Consider the following 15,677-nt stretch of genomic DNA (forward strand, 5'->3'; position numbering starts at 1 on the left):
CTGCGCAATCCCGAAGCGCTCACCAAGACCGCTCAACCGGTGCTGGACCAGACGGTCGGACGGGTCGAGTCCCGTTCGCGCCCGGCTCAGGGCACCCTTACCTGCACGTCCAGGCGACTCGGTCGTAGCGTGAGGACGTGCCGGTACGCGTGCTGCTCGTCGATGATCACGAAGTGGTTCGCCGCGGCTTGCGGGACCTGTTGAGCACCGAGCCGGACCTGGACGTCGTCGCCGAGGCCGGCGGAGTCGGTGAGGCGGTGGTCCGGGCGCAGGCCGCGGAGCCCGACGTGGCGGTGGTCGACATGCGACTGCCCGACGGCGACGGGCTCGACCTGTGCCGCAGGCTGCGGGCGTTGCCGGTGCCGCCGCAGTGCCTGGTGCTCACCGCGTTCGACGACGAGCAGGCGCTGGTCGGGGCGATCAACGCGGGCGCCGCGGGCTACCTGCTCAAGCAGGTGCGCGGACGCGACCTGGTGAACGCGGTGCGCGAGGTCGCGGCGGGGCGCTCGCTGCTGGACCCGGTGACCACCGCGCGGGTGCTGGAGCGGATGCGGCGCGGCGCGGACCGGCCCGCGGACGAGCTGGACACGCTCACCGACCAGGAGCGCAAGGTGCTGGAGCTGATCGGCGAGGGCCTGACCAACCGCCAGATCGCGGAGCGCCTGTTCCTGGCGGAGAAGACCGTGAAGAACTACGTCACCGCTGTGCTCGCCAAGCTCGGCATGGAACGCCGCACCCAAGCAGCGGCCTGGGTCGCCCGCCGCCAAGGCTGAATTCCTCGCGGGCGGCCGTGGTCGCTTTGCTCTGGTGGCGGCGTGGCGGGTGGTCACCCTGCTCTGGTGGTTGCTGCTCAGCGGCTTCGCCGCTGACGAGATCAAAGGTTCGGGAAACCCGTCAGAGCGGGACTTCCCAGGTGACGGTGGTGCCGCTGTCCGGGGAGGAGTGGATGACGCAACTGCCGCCCGCTGCCGCCGCGCGTTCCTCCAGGTGGCGGAGGCCGCGTTTGGTGACGTCGCGCGGGATGCCGCAACCGTCGTCGACGACCTGCAGCCGCATGGAGCGGGCCGAGCAGCGGATCCGGACCAGCACCGAGCGCGCACCGGAATGGCGGACCACGTTCGACAGCGCTTCGCGCATCGCGGCGCGGGCGTGGTCGGCGAGCGCGACCGGGACCTCGGTGAGGTCGCCCTCGATCTCCAGCTTCGGCGGCCTGCCGAGCAGTTCCCCGGCGATCTGCACCTCGGAGCGCATCGAATCGGCCAGGTCGGGGGCGTGCGCGGGCGTTTCCGGGTCTGCGGAGCGCAGGGTCCGCACGGTGGCGCGGACTTCGGCGATGGTCTGGTCGAGCTGGTCCATGGTGTCGGTGAGCCGCGCCGAGTCCTCCGCGGCGAGGCGGCCGGTGAGCTTGCGGTCGAGCACTTCGAGCTGCATCCCCGCCGCGTAGAGCCGCTGCACGATCACGTCGTGCAGGTCGCGGGCGATGCGCTCCCGCTCCTGGTAGACGGCGATGCGCTCGCGGGCGGTGGAGCCCTCGGCGAGCACCAGCGCCAGCCCGGCCTGCGCGGCGAAGCCGGTGAGCACTTCGACGGCGACGCGGGTGAACGTGGCGGCGCCGCGCCGCCGGTACACGGCGAGTGCCCCGAGCCTGCGTTCCCGCGTGCCGAACGGGGCGACCGCGAACGGCCCGTAGATCCGCAGCGAGGACGGCACGTAGGGCGCGGTGAGCGGGTCGTCGATGAGGTCGTCGACCACTATCGGCACGCCGCTGCGGGAGACGCGGGCGGCGGCGGAGCGCGCGGAGAGCACCGCACCGACGGGATCACCCGCGGTTTCGGGCTGGGCGGGGTAGGCGGCTTCGACGGTGAGCCTGCCGTCGTCGGCGCGCACCATGACGAGGCCGAGGTCGGCTTCGGCGAGCGCGGCGGCGCGGCGCACCACCATCGGAAGCACCACGTCGGGATCGTCGGCGGACAGCGCCGCCTTGGTGATCTCGGTGGAGGCGGCCAGCATGCGCCGGGCGAGTGCGGAATCCATGGCGTGCACGAGGCTAGCCCTCCTCCCCCGCCCTGACCTGCGCGGCGGCCGTCCGATGTGACTCGGGTGATGTCTTCTCAACGATCTGCGCGGCGGTGCCGGTGTCCCAGCCGGTCGCTGGTCAGCGGCTTCGCCGCTGGCAGGACGCCGCACGAGGACCTACGCGGGGCGAGGGGCATCGGTGACGACTCCGCCGTCGCGCACGTGCAGGACCAGGTCGGCGGATTCGGTTTCGGCGGGCCGGTGCGTCACGTGCAGGACGGTGCGGTCGGTTTCCGCCCGCAGCCGGTGCAGCAGGGCCGTGGAGGTCTCGACGTCGAGGTGCGCGGTGGGTTCGTCGAGCAGCAGCGGGCCGGGGGCGAGCAGCGCGCGGGCCAGCGCGAGGCGTTGCGCCTCCCCGCCGGAGAGCGCGGTGCCGCCGGCGCCGACGAACTCGCCGAGCCGCTCGCCCCAGCCGGGCAGCCCGGCCAGCCGCAGCGCGTCGGCGAGCTCCCGGTCTGCGGCGCGCGGCGCCGACATCCGCAGGTTCTCCCGGATGGTGGTGGACACCAGGTTCGGTTCCTGCGGGCACCAGGCTGCCTGGCCGGGCAGCCGTGCCGTGCCGCGTTCGGCGGGCAGAAAGCCCAGCAGCAGCGCCAGCAGCGTGGACTTGCCGCTGCCGGAGGGGCCGACGAGGGCGACGTGGGTGCCGGGCGGGACGGTGAGGGTGACACCGCGCAGCGCGGGTTCGGCGGTGCCGGGCCAGCGCACGTCGACGTCGCGGAGGTCGATGCTCCCGTCGGGCGACGGCTCCGGGGCTCCGGTGCCGGTCTCGTCCGCCGCGAGCAGCGGGGCGAGCCGGTGCTGCGCGGCACGCAGGTTCCGCCACTGCTGCGCGGCGGGCGGCAGGGCCGCGGCGGCTTCGGCGGCGGCGAGCGGGACCAGCGCGAGCAGCGGCGCGAGTTCCGGTGCGAGCCGCCCGGCAGCGACGGCCCCGGCGGCGAGCCAGGCCCCTCCGAGGACGGCGACGCCGATGGCCGCCGTGCTCACCGCGGTGGCGGCTCCGGTGGCGAACGCGGCGCGGCGGGCGCGGGCCGCGAGCCGGGCGTCGGCCGCGGCGAGTTCGGCGCGGCGGGAGGCGTGCGCGCCGAACGCGAGCAGCTCCGCGGAGCCGTCGAGCAGCGCCAGCACCCGGTCCGCCACGTGGCGCCGCCCGGCGGCGACGGCGGTGCTGGCGCGGCGCTCGGCGAACAGCGCCGCCGCGGCACCGCCGATGCCCGCGACCAGCAGCGAGACGGCCAGCAGCGCTCCCGCCGCGGGCAGCACGAGGGTTTGCAGCACCACGGCGGCGAGCGCGACGAGCGCGGCGGCCAGCGGCGGCAGGATCACGCGCGGCACCAGGTCCCGGACCGCGTCGACGTCGTCGACGAGCCGCGCGATCCCGTCGCCGCGGCGCAGCCCCGCGGTGCGCGCGGGCCCGATCCGCACCAGCGCGTCCCACAGCTTCTCCCGCAGCGATCCGGCGAACCGGAACGCGGCGTCGTGGGTGATGAGGCGTTCGACGTAGCGCAGCGCGGCGCGCGACAGCGCGAACAGGCGCACCCCCACCACGGCGACCGTCAGCGTGAGGATCGGCGGCTGTTGCGAGGCGCGGGCGATCAGCCACGCCGAGGTCGCGGTCAGCGCGAGACCCGACAGCAGCGACAGCGCCGCCAGCACCACGCCGAGCAGGGTGCGCGGGGTGATCAGCTCGCGGAGGGTGCCGCGGGCCGGGGGCAGTCCGGGCACCTCGCCCGCCGCCCCCTCGGCGACCGGTTCCGGTTCGGGTTCGGCCACGTCGGTGTCGGGCCGGTGGCTGGCGAGGATCACGGTGGCGCCGCGCTCGGCGGCCCGCACGATCGCTTTGTCGACTTGGCGAGCTGTCGCCGTGTCGAGGTGCGCGGTCGGCTCGTCGAGCAGCAGCACCCGCGCGGTGCCGCGCAGCCGGAGCAGCGCGCGGGCCACGGCGACCCGCTGCCGCTCCCCCGTGGACAGCCCGTCGACCGCGCGGTCGCGCAGGTGGGCGGCGGCGGCTTCGGCGAGCACGTCGGGGATCGCGGCGGCGGTGCCGTCGGGCTGGTCGGTGACGGCGAGTTCGAGTTCGTCGGCGACGGTGCCGCCGGTGAACACCGGCCGCTGCGGCACCCACGCGAGGTGCCCGCGCCAGGCCGCCGGGTCGAGCGCGCGCAGGTCGATGCCCGCGTACTCGACGGTCCCGCGTGCGGGCCGGGTGAAGCCGAGCAGCACGCCGAAGGTGGTGGACTTGCCGCTGCCGCTGGGCCCGATGCCGTCGAACCCGTCGAGCCGCAGCACTTCGCCGGGCCGGGCGGTGAAGCCGATCCCGTCCGGCGCGTGCCCGCCGCGCCGCGCCACGGCGAGGTCCCGCACGCGCAGCTCCCCGGCGGCGCCGAGCGGCCCGGTGGACTCGGGCCCCACCGCATCGTCCACATCGGACTCATCGGCGGAGATCACCTCGTCCGCGCGGCGCACCGCCTCCACGCCGTCCTCGCTGGCGTGGTGGGCGGCTCCGGCGGCGCGCAGCGGCAGGTAGCACTCGGGGGCGAGCACCAGCACCATCAGCCCGGTCGCCAGGTCCAGCTCACCGGACACCAGCCGCAGCCCGATGCCGACGGCGACCAGCGCCACCGACAACGAGGAGAACAGCTCCAGCACCAGCGCGGACAGGAACGCGATGCGCAGCGTCGCCACGGTGCTGCGCCGGTGCCGCTCGCTGACCTGGCGCACCACGGCCCGCTGCGCGCCCGCCCGGCGGAACGCGGTGAGCACCGGCAGCGCGCGCACCAGTTCGTGCAGCTGCGCAGACAGCCGCTGCGTCGAGTCGGTGGCGCGGGCGGTGCGCTGCTCGGTGTAGCGGCCGACGAGCCACGCGAACAGCGGGATCAGCGGCACCGTGATCAGGATCGTCGCCGCCGAGACCTCGTCGGAGAACAGGATCCACGCGCCCACCAGCAGCGGGACGACGGCGGCCGTGACCAGCGCGGGCAGGTACTTCGTGAAGAACGCGTCGAGCGAGTCGAGTCCCTTCGTGGCCAGCGCGGTGAGCTCGACCGGCCCGCGTTCCTGGATCCACTCCGGTCCGCGCCGCAGCGCCGAGTCGAGCAGCCGGGCCCGCAACTCCTCCTTCGCGCCGGCGGCGGCCCGCGCGGAGACGAGCTCGGTGGCCCAGCCGAACGCGGCGCGGGCGAGGATCGCCCCGGCCAGCACCGCGAGCCGCCCGGTGATCGCGTCCGGGTCGACGCCGTGGGTGACGACCTCGGCGAGCGCGCTCGCCAGCGCCCACGCCTGCACGATCAGCGCGGCGGCGTTGCCCGCGGCGAGCGCGCCCGCGGCCAGCAGCGCCAGCCGTGCCGAACGCGACAGCCGGGGCAGCGCGCCCAGCGGCCCGCTCACGGCGCGTGCACCGGCGGGATGTGCTGGGTGCCGATGCGCTTGCGGAACACCCAGTACGTCCAGCCCTGGTAGATCAGCACGGCCGGGGTGCCGAACGCGGCGACCCAGGTGATCACGGTGAGGGTGTACGGACTGGAGGCGGTGCCTGCGATCGACAGCGACCACGCCGGGTCCAAGGTGGACGGGATGACGTTGGGCCACAGCGCGCCGAACAGCGTCACCACCACCCCGGCGAGCGCGATGCCCTGCAGCGCGAACGCCTGCCCTTCCCGCCACGAGATCATCCGGGTGAGCCCGGCGAGCGCGGCGACCAGCGCGACGCCCAGCGGCACCCACGTCCACGGGTCTCCCTGGGTCAGCTGCGCCAGCAGCAGCAGGCCGATCACCGGCAGCAGCAGCGGCGATCCGAACCGCAGCGCGAACTTCCGGGCCCGCTCCCGCACCTCACCGGTGGTCTTCAAGGACAGGAACACCGCCCCGTGCAAGAACGAGAAGCCCCACACGGCGAGCGCGCCCAGCACGTTCGGCAGCGTCAGCAGCACCAGCGGGCCGCCGACGCGGTCCCCGTTGGCGTCCAGCGGCAGGCCGAACACGCTCGCCGACAGCACCAGCCCGATCATCATCGGAGCGATCCAGGACGCGGTGACGATCACGACGTCCCAGGTGCGCCGCCACCGCGCCGTGTCGACCTTGCCGCGGTACTCGAACGCGACGCCGCGCCCGATGAGCATCAGCAGCAGGAGCAGCAGCGGCAGGTAGGCGGTGCTGAACAGCGACGCGTACCAGCCGGGGAACGCGGCGAAGGTGGCTCCGCCCGCGACGATCAGCCAGACCTCGTTGCCGTCCCACACCGGGCCGATCGTGTTGATCAGCACCCGGCGCTCGCGCTCGTCGCGCCCCAGCACCGGCAGCAGCATGCCGACGCCGAAGTCGAAGCCCTCCAGGAACAGGTAGCCCAGCCACAGCACGGCGATCAGGGCGAACCAGAAGGTGGGCAGGTCCATCACGGTCTCCATCGGTGGCTGAGTTGCTCGGTGGGTCGGGTGCCGGTGGTCCTCGTGCTGAGGTGGTCGCTGCTCAGCGGCTCCGCCGCTGACAGGACGCGGATGAAAACCAAACCGGCCTCCTCAGCTCAGTAGGCGAACGACAGCGTGTCGTCGTCGGACTTCTCGTCGTCCGGGGGTTCGTGGGGCATCGTGGCCGCCACGCCGCCGCGGACGAAGCGCACGATCAGGAAGATCTCGACGCAGGCCAGCACGCCGTACACGGCGGTGAGCGCGATCAGCGAGGTGAGCATCTCGCCCGGCGTCACCCCCGAGGACACCGCCGAGGCCGTGTACATCCACACCCCGTCCACTCCGGACGGGTTCGGGTTGGGCGCGACGACGAACGGCTGGCGGCCGAGTTCGGTGAAGATCCAGCCGAACGCGTTGCCGAGGAACGGGGTCGCGATGCTCGCCACCGCCAGCGGCGCCCACCAGCGCCCCTTCGGGAACCGGCCCTTGCGGGTGAACCACAGGACCGCGACGGCGCCGAGCGCGGCCATCCCACCGAACCCGATCATGAACCGGAATCCCCAGTAGGTCGCGGGCAGGTTCGGCACGTAGTCGATGGGCTGCCCGGCGAAAGCGCCGAGCCGCGGGTCGTCCGGGTAGTGCGTGCCGTAGGCGGCCTGGTATTCGGGCACCAGCGCCTGCACGCCCTTGACCTCGCTGGTGAAGTCGCCGTTGGCCAGGTACGACAGGATGTACGGCACGGTGAAGCTCTTGACGTCCTCGCAGTTCTGCCTGCCCACGTCGCCGTAGGCGAAGATCGAGAAGCTGGCGGGTTCCTCGGTGTGGCAGAGCGCTTCGGCGGAGGCCATCTTCATCGGCTGCTGCTCGAACATCAGCTTGCCCTGCACGTCACCGGACAGCGCCAGGCCCGCGAAGGCGATCACGCCGACCCACGCGCCGAGCCGCATCGAACCGTGCCACAGCTTGCGGTCCTCGTCGTCGCGGTTCGAGTTCCTGCGGTGCTCGGCGATCTTGTAGGCGGCGATGCCGATGAGGAACGAGCCTGCCACGGCGAAGCAGCCGAAGATGGTGTGCGGGAACGCGGCGAGCACGGTGTTGTTCGTCATCACCTCCCAGATCGAGTTCATCCGGGGCCTGCCGTCGACCACCTCGACGCCCACCGGGTGCTGCATCCACGAGTTCGCGGCGAGGATGAAGTACGCGGAGGCGACGGTGGCCAGCGAGAACGCCCACGCGCAGGCCAGGTGCACGCCCTTCGGCAGCCGGTCCCAGCCGAAGATCCACAGGCCGAGGAAGGTGGACTCGACGAAGAACGCGACGATCCCCTCCATCGCCAGCGGGGCGCCGAACACGTCGCCGACGAAGCGGGAGTACTCGCTCCACGCCATGCCGAACTGGAACTCCTGCACGATGCCGGTGACCACGCCCATCGCGAAGTTGATCATCATCAACTTGCCCCAGAAGCGGGTCATCTTCAGGTAGCGCTCGTTCCCGGTGCGCCACCACGCCGTCTGCATCCCCGCGACCAGCAGGGAGAGTCCGATGGTCAGCGGAACCATCAGGAAGTGGTAGACGGTCGTGATCCCGAACTGCCACCGGGCGATGTCGAGGAGTTCCACGGGGCCAGTCTGCCGGTGCGCACCGGACCCGGCTCAGGGGCCGCCGTCCCTCCTGGAGGGGCCCAAGGTCCCTATTCGGACCAGGACTTACGTCCTCCCGCGCACCAGGGGCTGCGATCTTTCTACCAATCCCGCCCCAAGATCGGAACCCTCCGAACCGGAGTCCGGGTCAGCGGAGGGCTTCGGCGACGGCTCGGGCGGTGTCGAAGACCAGCGGTCCGACCTCGTCGCCGACGAGGGGTTCGAGGGCCACCACTCCGACGCTGGCGCGCAGTCCCGGCACGCCCTGGACCGGCGCGGCGACCCCATAAGCACCGTTGTGCAGCTCGCCGCTGCTCACCACCCAGCGCGGCCCGTTCGGCGGCAGGTCCACGGCGCGTCCCGCCGCACCGCGCTGCACCGGGTGACGGGTGCCCACCCGGTAGGACACGTGGTAGCTCGTCCAGGACGGCTCCACCACGGCGATGGCCTGCGCCTCGCCGCCGTCGGCGACGGTGAGGTGCACGGTGGCGCCCACGTGCTCGGCGAGTCCGCGCAGCGCGGGCAGCGACGCGAACCGCAACTGCGGCAGCACCCGCCCCGCCACCCACAGCACGCCGAGCCCGAGCCGCACCCGGGACCCTTCGCGCCGCACCAGCCCGCGGGCCTGCAGCGGCCCCAGCAGCCGGTACACGGCTGCGCGGCTCACCCCCACGGTCGCGGCGAGGTCGCTGATGGTGGGCGCGGCACCGTCGGCTTCGGCGACGGCCTGCAGCAGGTTCAGCCCGCGCTCCAAGGTCAGCGAGGTCTCCTTGGGCGGCACGGCGTCGTCACGCCCGCGCGGCCGGTGCGGCAACGAGGACCGAGCGGGGTCGGTGGGTCGGGTCACCGGTCACCTCCAGGTCGCGGACAGCACCGTTCCCGTCACCTCGCTGAGGCCGATGACCGAACCGTCCGGTCCGGGCGCGGTTCCACCGAGTGTGACTCGATCTCCGTCCTGGAGGAAGGTGCGCTGCTCGCCGTCGTCCAGCGTGATCGGTTCGGACCCTCCCCAGGTCAGCTCCAGCAGGCAGCCGCGCTGGTCCCGGTCGGGCCCGGACACGGTGCCGGAGGCGAACAGGTCCCCGGCCCGCACGGTCGCCCCGTTCACGGTGAGGTGCGCGAGCTGCTGCGCCGGGGACCACGACATGTCGGCGAACCGCGGCCGGGACAGCACGATGTCGTTGCACCGCACTTCGAGCCGCAGGTCCAGCCCCCACGGTTCGGTCTCGGTGAGGTAGTCGTGCAGCGCGTGCTCCCGTTCGGGCAGCGCGATCCGGGCGTGCTCGAACGCCTCCAGCGGTGTGATCCACCCGGCGACGGACGTCGCGAAGGACTTCGACAGGAACGGCCCGAGCGGCTGCGACTCCCAGGCCTGCAGGTCCCGCGCGGACCAGTCGTTGACCAGCGCCACGCCGAAGCAGTGCTCGGCGAAGTCCTCCGTCGGCACCCGCGCGGCGGTCTCGCCGCCGCAGACGAAGCCGACCTCCGCTTCGAAGTCGAGCCTGCGGGTGGGCCCGAACGCCGGGTTCCGGTCGCCGGTGGTGCGCCGCTGCCCGCTGGGCCGCGGCACGTCGGTGCCGGAGACGCCCACGGTGCCCGCCCGGCCGTGGTAGCCGATGGGCAGGTGCGTCCAGTTGTCGGGGAGTTCAGCGGCGCCCCGGCGCAGGATGCGGCCGACGTTCTCGGCGTGGTGGCGCGAGGAGTAGAAGTCCACGTAGTCGCCGACGGTGAACGGCAGCACCAGCGTGTGCCAGTCGGTGCGCACCAGTTCCGCCCCGGCCGGCGCCGAACCGGCCGTGACGATCGCGGTGAGCCGTTCCCGCAGTTCCCGCCACCGCTCCCGTCCGGCGGCCAGCAGTGGATCGAGCGAGTTCGCGCTGACCAGCTCGGCCAGCCGAGGCCCCAGCGCGTCCGCGATCCCGCGCAGCGGCAAGGCGTGCTTGCCGACCCGCACGGAGATCACCGGACCTTGCGAGGTCACCAGCACGCCGTAGGGCAGCGTCTGCGGCCCGAACGGCTTGTCGGTGGCGAACTCGGGGTCCTCGATCCAGGTCACAACAGCCCCAACCCTTCCAGGTCCGTCACCGGGCCGGTCAGCGAGCAGGAGCCGTAGGAGGAGAACACGTCGCGCACCGCGGTCGCGGCGGCGTCGGACAGCGAGTTCGCCTCGGCGGCGAGGGCTTCCCCGTCGGAGCTCGACAGCGCGTCGCGCACGTCGCCACCGGACAGGCAGCGCGCCGTGGCCACCAGGAGGTTGATGAAGCCGTGCTGCATGAACCCGGTTTCCGGGTCGGCGCCGCGGATCGCGGCCTGCATTCCGGCGGTGGTCTTGAACGGCACGCTCAGGGTGCTGACGGTGGCGAGGAAGTCGGCGACGACGTCGACGGGCGGCACCGATTCGGAGGTGGGCCCGCCGGTGCGGAGCTTCGGCCAGCAGCCGTGCTCGGCGACGCGCTTGATCCCCTCCAACCAGCCTTCGGGGCTGCGGCGCGGTTCGACGACGCGGACGACGTCCTCGGGCACGAACTCGGAGACCCGTTCCAGCCACACGTCGTCGACGTCGGAGGGAGCGGGCATTTCGACCATGCGCAGTGCCAGGAGTTCCTGCCTGCCTTCGATGATGGACAGCGCCTTCGGCACGCCGCCGAGGCCGGTGTCGCACACGAGCGACAGCGGCACCGGCTCGGCCGGTTTGGCCTTGGCGAGCTCGGTGATGAGCTCGGCCAGCCGGGATGCTTGGCACAGCATCGGGCCCAGCACCCCCGAGTACTCGCCCGCTCGGGCGGCTAGGTGGTCGTCGACCGCCTGGGCGACTTGCGCGCTCCCCGGTGGGAACAGCGCGGCGTCGTCGACCAGTCGGGCGAACAGGGGCGGGATGCCGCGCGGACCCGGCGCGCGAAGCTCAACAGCGCTTGACACGGCAGACACGCTAATGCCGCGCCGTTCAGTGAACAAAGGTGGCCGATATACGGACGTTCGGCGGTCTCCGGCGGCCCTCGTTCGGGGGATCATCACCGCAGGTGGCGGGCGTTCGCGACACCGTTGGCCCAGCCGGGTGGCGGCCTTCGGCCGGATCGGGCCGTTCCGGTGAACGGGTTGATCTTAACCGCCACGCCCGGCCGGGCGATCGGAACGACTTTCCTCCCCGATCGTCGCGAAGGCCCGCCCGATCGTCCCATCGCGCCGGAGCGGCCGTGCCCGGAAAGCCGCCCGCGATCACCGGGTCGATCTCGGGGCGGCCTGAAACCCGTCCCATGGCGTGGAATTCACCCGGCGGGACGCGCCGCGGAAATCCGATCAACTGGTAATACGGGTAGCGGCTTTCCCCTGCGGACCTGCTGGGTTAGGCTTACCTAAGTTGGAGGTGAGCGGTGCGCGAGAGGACGACACGTCGACCGGCCAAGCCGACCCCGGCGGAGCGGGCCAGGACGATAGCTCGACGAGGTGGCAGGGCCGCGTTGATGCCTTCCGGGGAGAGTTCCGCTCGGATCGCTCCGCTGCTGCACCACGTGCATCCCGACGGCACCGCCACGGTGCTGCTCGGGGATGACCACCCGCTGGTCGCGACCGCGTGGCAGGCGCCGCGCACCGAGATCGCTGTGGTGCTGGAGGTCGCCGACCCCACCCCGGTGCGGCTGCGCGAACCGGTGCGCGGGCTGCTGTGGTTGACCGGCCGGATCCGGGTGCTCACGGGCTCGGACGCCCGCGAGGACGTGCTGGCGGTCGCCGAGCAGCGCCCGGACAGCCGGCTGCTCGACGCGGGCCACGGGGCGTCGGTGCTGAAGCTGGAGCCCGCATCGCTGGTGCTGGCCGACGCGGAGGGCACGTGCTCGGTGCCGGCCGCGGAGTTCACCGCCGCCAGCCCGGACCCGTTCTGCCTGTTCGAGGACGACTGGCTGCGGCACTTGGAGAGCGCGCACCGGGACGTGGTGGGGATGCTCGCCCGGCACCTGCCAGACGACCTGCGCGGCGGGCACATCCGGCCGCTGGGCCTGGACCGGTTCGGGTTGCGGCTGCGGGTGGAGTCGGCCGACGGCGATCACGACGTGCGGCTGGCGTTCTCGGCGCCGGTGGACAACGCCGAGTCGCTGGGTCTGGAACTGCGCCGCCTGGTCGGTTGCCCCTTCTTGGCGGGTCAGCGCTCGGCCTGATCAGTCCTCGGAGTGGACGGCGCGCACCGGAGCGATGCGGCCCCGGTGGTAGCGCAGCGGAACCGTGCCGGGCCCGAGCAGCAGCGCCTCGTCGACCTCGCCGCCGCGGGTGACCGCCCAGAGGAAGGCGTGCGCGGCGCGCCACGCCCGCTGCGGGCCGTCGGTCCCGGTGAAGCGCACCAGCATCGGGTACCGCCCGAGGCCGCCGGGTTCGTCGTGGTCCTCGCACAGCTCCACGAGCACCGCCGCGCGCACCCCGACGAGTCCGGCGGATCCGATGGGGCCGTCGAGCACCACGAACGGGTGCTGGAGCTGGAGCGAGTCCAGCACCAGGTCGACGCGGGGTTCGCCGCGCAGGAACACCCGAAATCCGTCCATGCCGCTCCTCCCGGCCGCGTGCGTTCGCGCCGGGCTTGGATGTCGGCGAAGGCGGACTCGTTCCCTCCGATCCCGTCCCCGGTTTTGCCGGATTTCCGTTGCCGGGCGCGGGATGCCCCGCCGTTTCCGCTGGACGCCGAGCTCCCACCGGTACGGTTCACCGGGTGAGCACTGTGCGCGAGTGGCTGTTCCCGTCCCGCCCGGAGCAACCTGCGCGGCTGACCGGTCCGGCGCAGCGGCGGGCGATCGGCGTCGAGCTGCTCCTGGTGTTCGCGGTGACGCTCGGCATGTCCGGCTTGCAGAGCCTGCTGTCGCTGCTGGACGCGTTGGCGCAGACCCAGTCGCTGGCGGACCAGTCGGTGGCGATCAACGCCCCGCAGGCCGAGTCGGGCCTGCTGGACCTGCTGCGCCAGCTCGCGAGCGTGCTGCGGTTGTTCGCGTGGGGCGGGCTGGGGATCTTCCTGCTGTGGCGCGGTGGTGTCGCGCTGCACCGGATCGGCATGGACCGCTCGCGGCCGTGGCGGGACGCCGCGGGCGGCGCGGGGTTGGCCGCGCTGATCGGCGTTCCGGGCCTGGGCCTGTACCTGACGGCGCACGCGCTCGGCCTGAGCCTCACCGTGCAGCCGTCCACTTTGGACGACGCGTGGTGGCGGGCGCCGGTGCTGGTGCTCTCGGCGTTCGGCAACTCGTTCGCCGAGGAGGCCCTGGTGGTCGCCTACCTGCTGACGCGGCTGCGGCAGCTGGGCTGGTCGGAGAACCGGTCGTTGTGGGTGTCGGCGGTGCTGCGCGGGAGCTACCACCTGTACCAGGGCTTCGGAGGTTTCGTGGGCAACGTGGTGATGGGCCTGGTCTTCGGCCGGGTGTGGCAGCGCACGAACCGGCTGTGGCCGCTGGTGATCGGCCACGCGCTGATCGACGTGGTGGCGTTCGTGGGTTACGCGGCGCTGCGCGGGCACGTCGGCTGGCTGCCCTGATCCCGCGCTTCGACCCGCCGATCCGAGTCGCCGACCGGACGCAACGAATCGGTGATCGTCTCCCATTTCCTCGCAACGATCGATGTTTTTGTCGGCTGACCAGCGCTGTTTTCGATCGTGGCAGCTAGGCTCCGGTATCGACGGCGAACACGGCTGAAGGCGGCATCGTGAACGAATCCGGCAGCACGACCGAACCGCACGTGCGCAGCGAGGTGGGGCCGTTGCGCGCCGTCCTGCTGCACCGGCCGGGCAACGAGCTCAAGCGCCTCACCCCGCGCAACAGCGACCAGCTGCTGTTCGACGCGATCCCGTGGGTGGACCGAGCGCAAGCCGAGCACGACGCGTTCGCCGAGGTGCTGCGCGCCCGCGGCATCGACGTGGTGCTGCTGCACGAGCTGCTGATCGAGACGCTGGGCGACCCCCGCGCGCGGGCGGCGGCGGTGCTCAGCGCGGTGGACGAGCGCGAGATCGGCACCGACATCGCCGACGCCCTCCGCTCCCACTTGTCCACAGTGGACGAGAAGGCGCTGGCGGAGGCGCTGATCGCGGGCATGACGTTCGAGGAGCTGCCCACCTCCGAAGGCGACTCGCTGGTGCGCCGGATGCACCTGCCGCACGACTTCGCGCTCACCCCGCTGCCGAACCTGCTGTTCACCCGCGATTCCTCGGTGTGGGTGGGAGATCGCGTCGCGGTCGCCGCGCTCGCGATGCCCGCGCGCCGCCGCGAATCCGCGATCACCGACCTGATCTACGCCTACCACCCGCGCTTCTCCCGATCCGGCCGCGCGTACGGCGCGCACTCCGCGCCCGTCGAAGGCGGCGACGTGCTGCTGCTGGCACCTGGCGTCGTCGCGATCGGCGTCGGCGAGCGCACCACTCCGGCGGGCGCGGAGTCCTTCGCCCGCTCGATGTTCGCCGACGACCTCGCGCACACGGTGCTCGCGGTCCCGATCGCCCAGCAGCGCGCGTCGATCCACCTGGACACGGTGTGCACGATGGTCGCCGAAGACGCCGTGGTGATGTACCCGGCGATCCAGCACTCGCTGACCGCGTACTCGCTGCGCCCGAAGGACGGCGGCGTGGACGTGTCCGGACCCGAACCGTTCCTGCGCAGCGCCGCGCACGCGATGGGCATCGACCGGCTGCGCGTCATCGACACCGGCTTGGATCCGGTCACCGCCGAGCGCGAGCAGTGGGAGGACGGCAACAACACGCTCGCCCTGTCCCCCGGCGTCGTCGTCGCCTACGAGCGCAACGTGGAGACGAACTCCCGCCTGGAGGCCGCCGGCATCGAGGTGGTGCGCATCAGCGGCTCCGAACTCGGCACCGGCCGAGGCGGCCCCCGCTGCATGTCCTGCCCCATCATCCGCGAATCGCTGTAGTCGGGGCCGCGCCCGCTGCCGCAGTTCGAGCAGATTCCTGGCCTGCCGCCCGCATTCCTCGCAGGCCGGGTCCAGACAGTCCACATCGGACGGTTCGACGAGCTCGTCCGCCTGTTCGGCCTGGAACACGGCGCGGAGTCCATGCAGAGCTACGGCAACACGATCATGAACGGTCTGCTCCAGACCGAGGAGCACACCCGAGCGGTCATCGAATCGGCCGCGCCCAACATCCGGCTCGCCGAAACCGATCGCCGCGTGCAGGCCCGCATGATCAGGCAACGCCGGATCACCGGAGACGACCCGCTTCACTTGAGCACCGCCATCAGCGAGGCCGTGCTGCACCAGCAGATCGGCGGCGCACGCTGCCTGAAAGCACAGTTGGAGCACGTGGCTCGCCTCATCGAATCGCACCCTGACACGCTCGAAGTGCGGGTGGTCCCCTTCTCCTCCACCGGCCATGCCGCAGTGGGCGGATCCTCGTTCCTGCTCTCGGACTTCCCGAGCGGTCGCCTGCCGACGATGTTGTGGCACGAGACGGCCACCTCAACCAAGCTCACCTCCACGCACCTGGCCGTCCGCGAACACGGCATCGCGCCGGCCGGAGCGACGAGCAGCGCATTCAGCCGGGAGGATTCGCTAGCGATGATCAAGGCGGCTTCCGGCGATCTGTAGA

At 72.6% G+C, this 15,677-nt stretch carries 13 protein-coding genes; 5 read left to right on the plus strand and 8 right to left on the minus strand.

Annotated features, from left to right (window positions below; all coding sequences use genetic code 11):
- The first annotated feature begins 137 nt into the window (after nt 1-137).
- Entirely contained in the window at nt 138-773 is a 636-nt protein-coding gene (locus tag OOZ19_RS13140; protein WP_266090384.1) for a response regulator, read from the plus strand.
- Between the two features lie 121 nt (nt 774-894).
- On the opposite strand, the gene OOZ19_RS13145 is transcribed toward OOZ19_RS13140, so the two are convergent.
- From OOZ19_RS13145 to OOZ19_RS13175, 7 genes are all read right to left on the minus strand, one after another.
- Complete coding sequence (locus OOZ19_RS13145; RefSeq protein ID WP_266090385.1) at nt 895-2,034, minus strand: GAF domain-containing sensor histidine kinase; 1,140 nt, start codon at nt 2,032-2,034, stop codon at nt 895-897.
- A gap of 159 nt (nt 2,035-2,193) precedes the next feature.
- Nucleotides 2,194-5,463, minus strand: a complete 3,270-nt coding sequence (gene cydD, locus OOZ19_RS13150; RefSeq protein WP_266090386.1) for a thiol reductant ABC exporter subunit CydD — start codon at nt 5,461-5,463, stop codon at nt 2,194-2,196.
- Entirely contained in the window at nt 5,460-6,467 is a 1,008-nt protein-coding gene (gene cydB / locus OOZ19_RS13155) for a cytochrome d ubiquinol oxidase subunit II (protein WP_266090556.1), read from the minus strand. Before cydB ends, cydD begins: the two co-directional genes overlap by 4 nt.
- 128 nt (nt 6,468-6,595) lie before the next feature.
- A complete protein-coding gene (locus OOZ19_RS13160; RefSeq protein WP_266090387.1) occupies nt 6,596-8,098 on the minus strand; it encodes a cytochrome ubiquinol oxidase subunit I in 1,503 nt (500 codons plus the stop codon).
- Between the two features lie 169 nt (nt 8,099-8,267).
- Entirely contained in the window at nt 8,268-8,900 is a 633-nt protein-coding gene (locus tag OOZ19_RS13165) for an IclR family transcriptional regulator (RefSeq protein ID WP_266090557.1), read from the minus strand.
- A 69-nt stretch (nt 8,901-8,969) separates the two neighbouring features.
- Nucleotides 8,970-10,175 carry a fumarylacetoacetate hydrolase family protein gene (locus OOZ19_RS13170; RefSeq protein ID WP_266090388.1) on the minus strand — a complete coding sequence of 402 codons (1,206 nt, stop codon included), beginning with the start codon at nt 10,173-10,175 and terminating at the stop codon, nt 8,970-8,972.
- Nucleotides 10,172-11,038 (minus strand): hypothetical protein, encoded by an 867-nt coding sequence (locus OOZ19_RS13175; RefSeq protein WP_266090389.1) that lies wholly within the window; start codon nt 11,036-11,038, stop codon nt 10,172-10,174. Before OOZ19_RS13175 ends, OOZ19_RS13170 begins: the two co-directional genes overlap by 4 nt.
- 452 nt (nt 11,039-11,490) lie before the next feature.
- Between OOZ19_RS13175 and OOZ19_RS13180 the strand changes: the two genes are divergently transcribed.
- Entirely contained in the window at nt 11,491-12,270 is a 780-nt protein-coding gene (locus tag OOZ19_RS13180; protein ID WP_266090390.1) for a DUF2470 domain-containing protein, read from the plus strand.
- On the opposite strand, the gene OOZ19_RS13185 is transcribed toward OOZ19_RS13180, so the two are convergent.
- Nucleotides 12,271-12,648 carry a hypothetical protein gene (locus OOZ19_RS13185; protein WP_266090391.1) on the minus strand — a complete coding sequence of 126 codons (378 nt, stop codon included), beginning with the start codon at nt 12,646-12,648 and terminating at the stop codon, nt 12,271-12,273. It abuts the gene before it with no gap.
- Between the two features lie 164 nt (nt 12,649-12,812).
- Between OOZ19_RS13185 and OOZ19_RS13190 the strand changes: the two genes are divergently transcribed.
- From OOZ19_RS13190 to OOZ19_RS13200, 3 genes are all read left to right on the plus strand, one after another.
- Complete coding sequence (locus tag OOZ19_RS13190; protein WP_416309429.1) at nt 12,813-13,622, plus strand: CPBP family intramembrane glutamic endopeptidase; 810 nt, start codon at nt 12,813-12,815, stop codon at nt 13,620-13,622.
- Nucleotides 13,623-13,822: 200 nt separating this feature from the next.
- The gene (locus tag OOZ19_RS13195; protein ID WP_266090559.1) at nt 13,823-15,004 is read left to right on the plus strand and encodes an arginine deiminase; all 1,182 of its coding nucleotides are present in this window, start codon (nt 13,823-13,825) and stop codon (nt 15,002-15,004) included.
- A 120-nt stretch (nt 15,005-15,124) separates the two neighbouring features.
- The gene (locus OOZ19_RS13200; protein WP_266090560.1) at nt 15,125-15,676 is read left to right on the plus strand and encodes a DUF5753 domain-containing protein; all 552 of its coding nucleotides are present in this window, start codon (nt 15,125-15,127) and stop codon (nt 15,674-15,676) included.
- Nucleotide 15,677 lies beyond the last annotated feature (1 nt).

The organism is Saccharopolyspora sp. NFXS83 (assembly GCF_026241095.1).
In the GTDB taxonomy this organism is placed as follows: Bacteria; Actinomycetota; Actinomycetes; order Mycobacteriales; family Pseudonocardiaceae; genus Saccharopolyspora_C.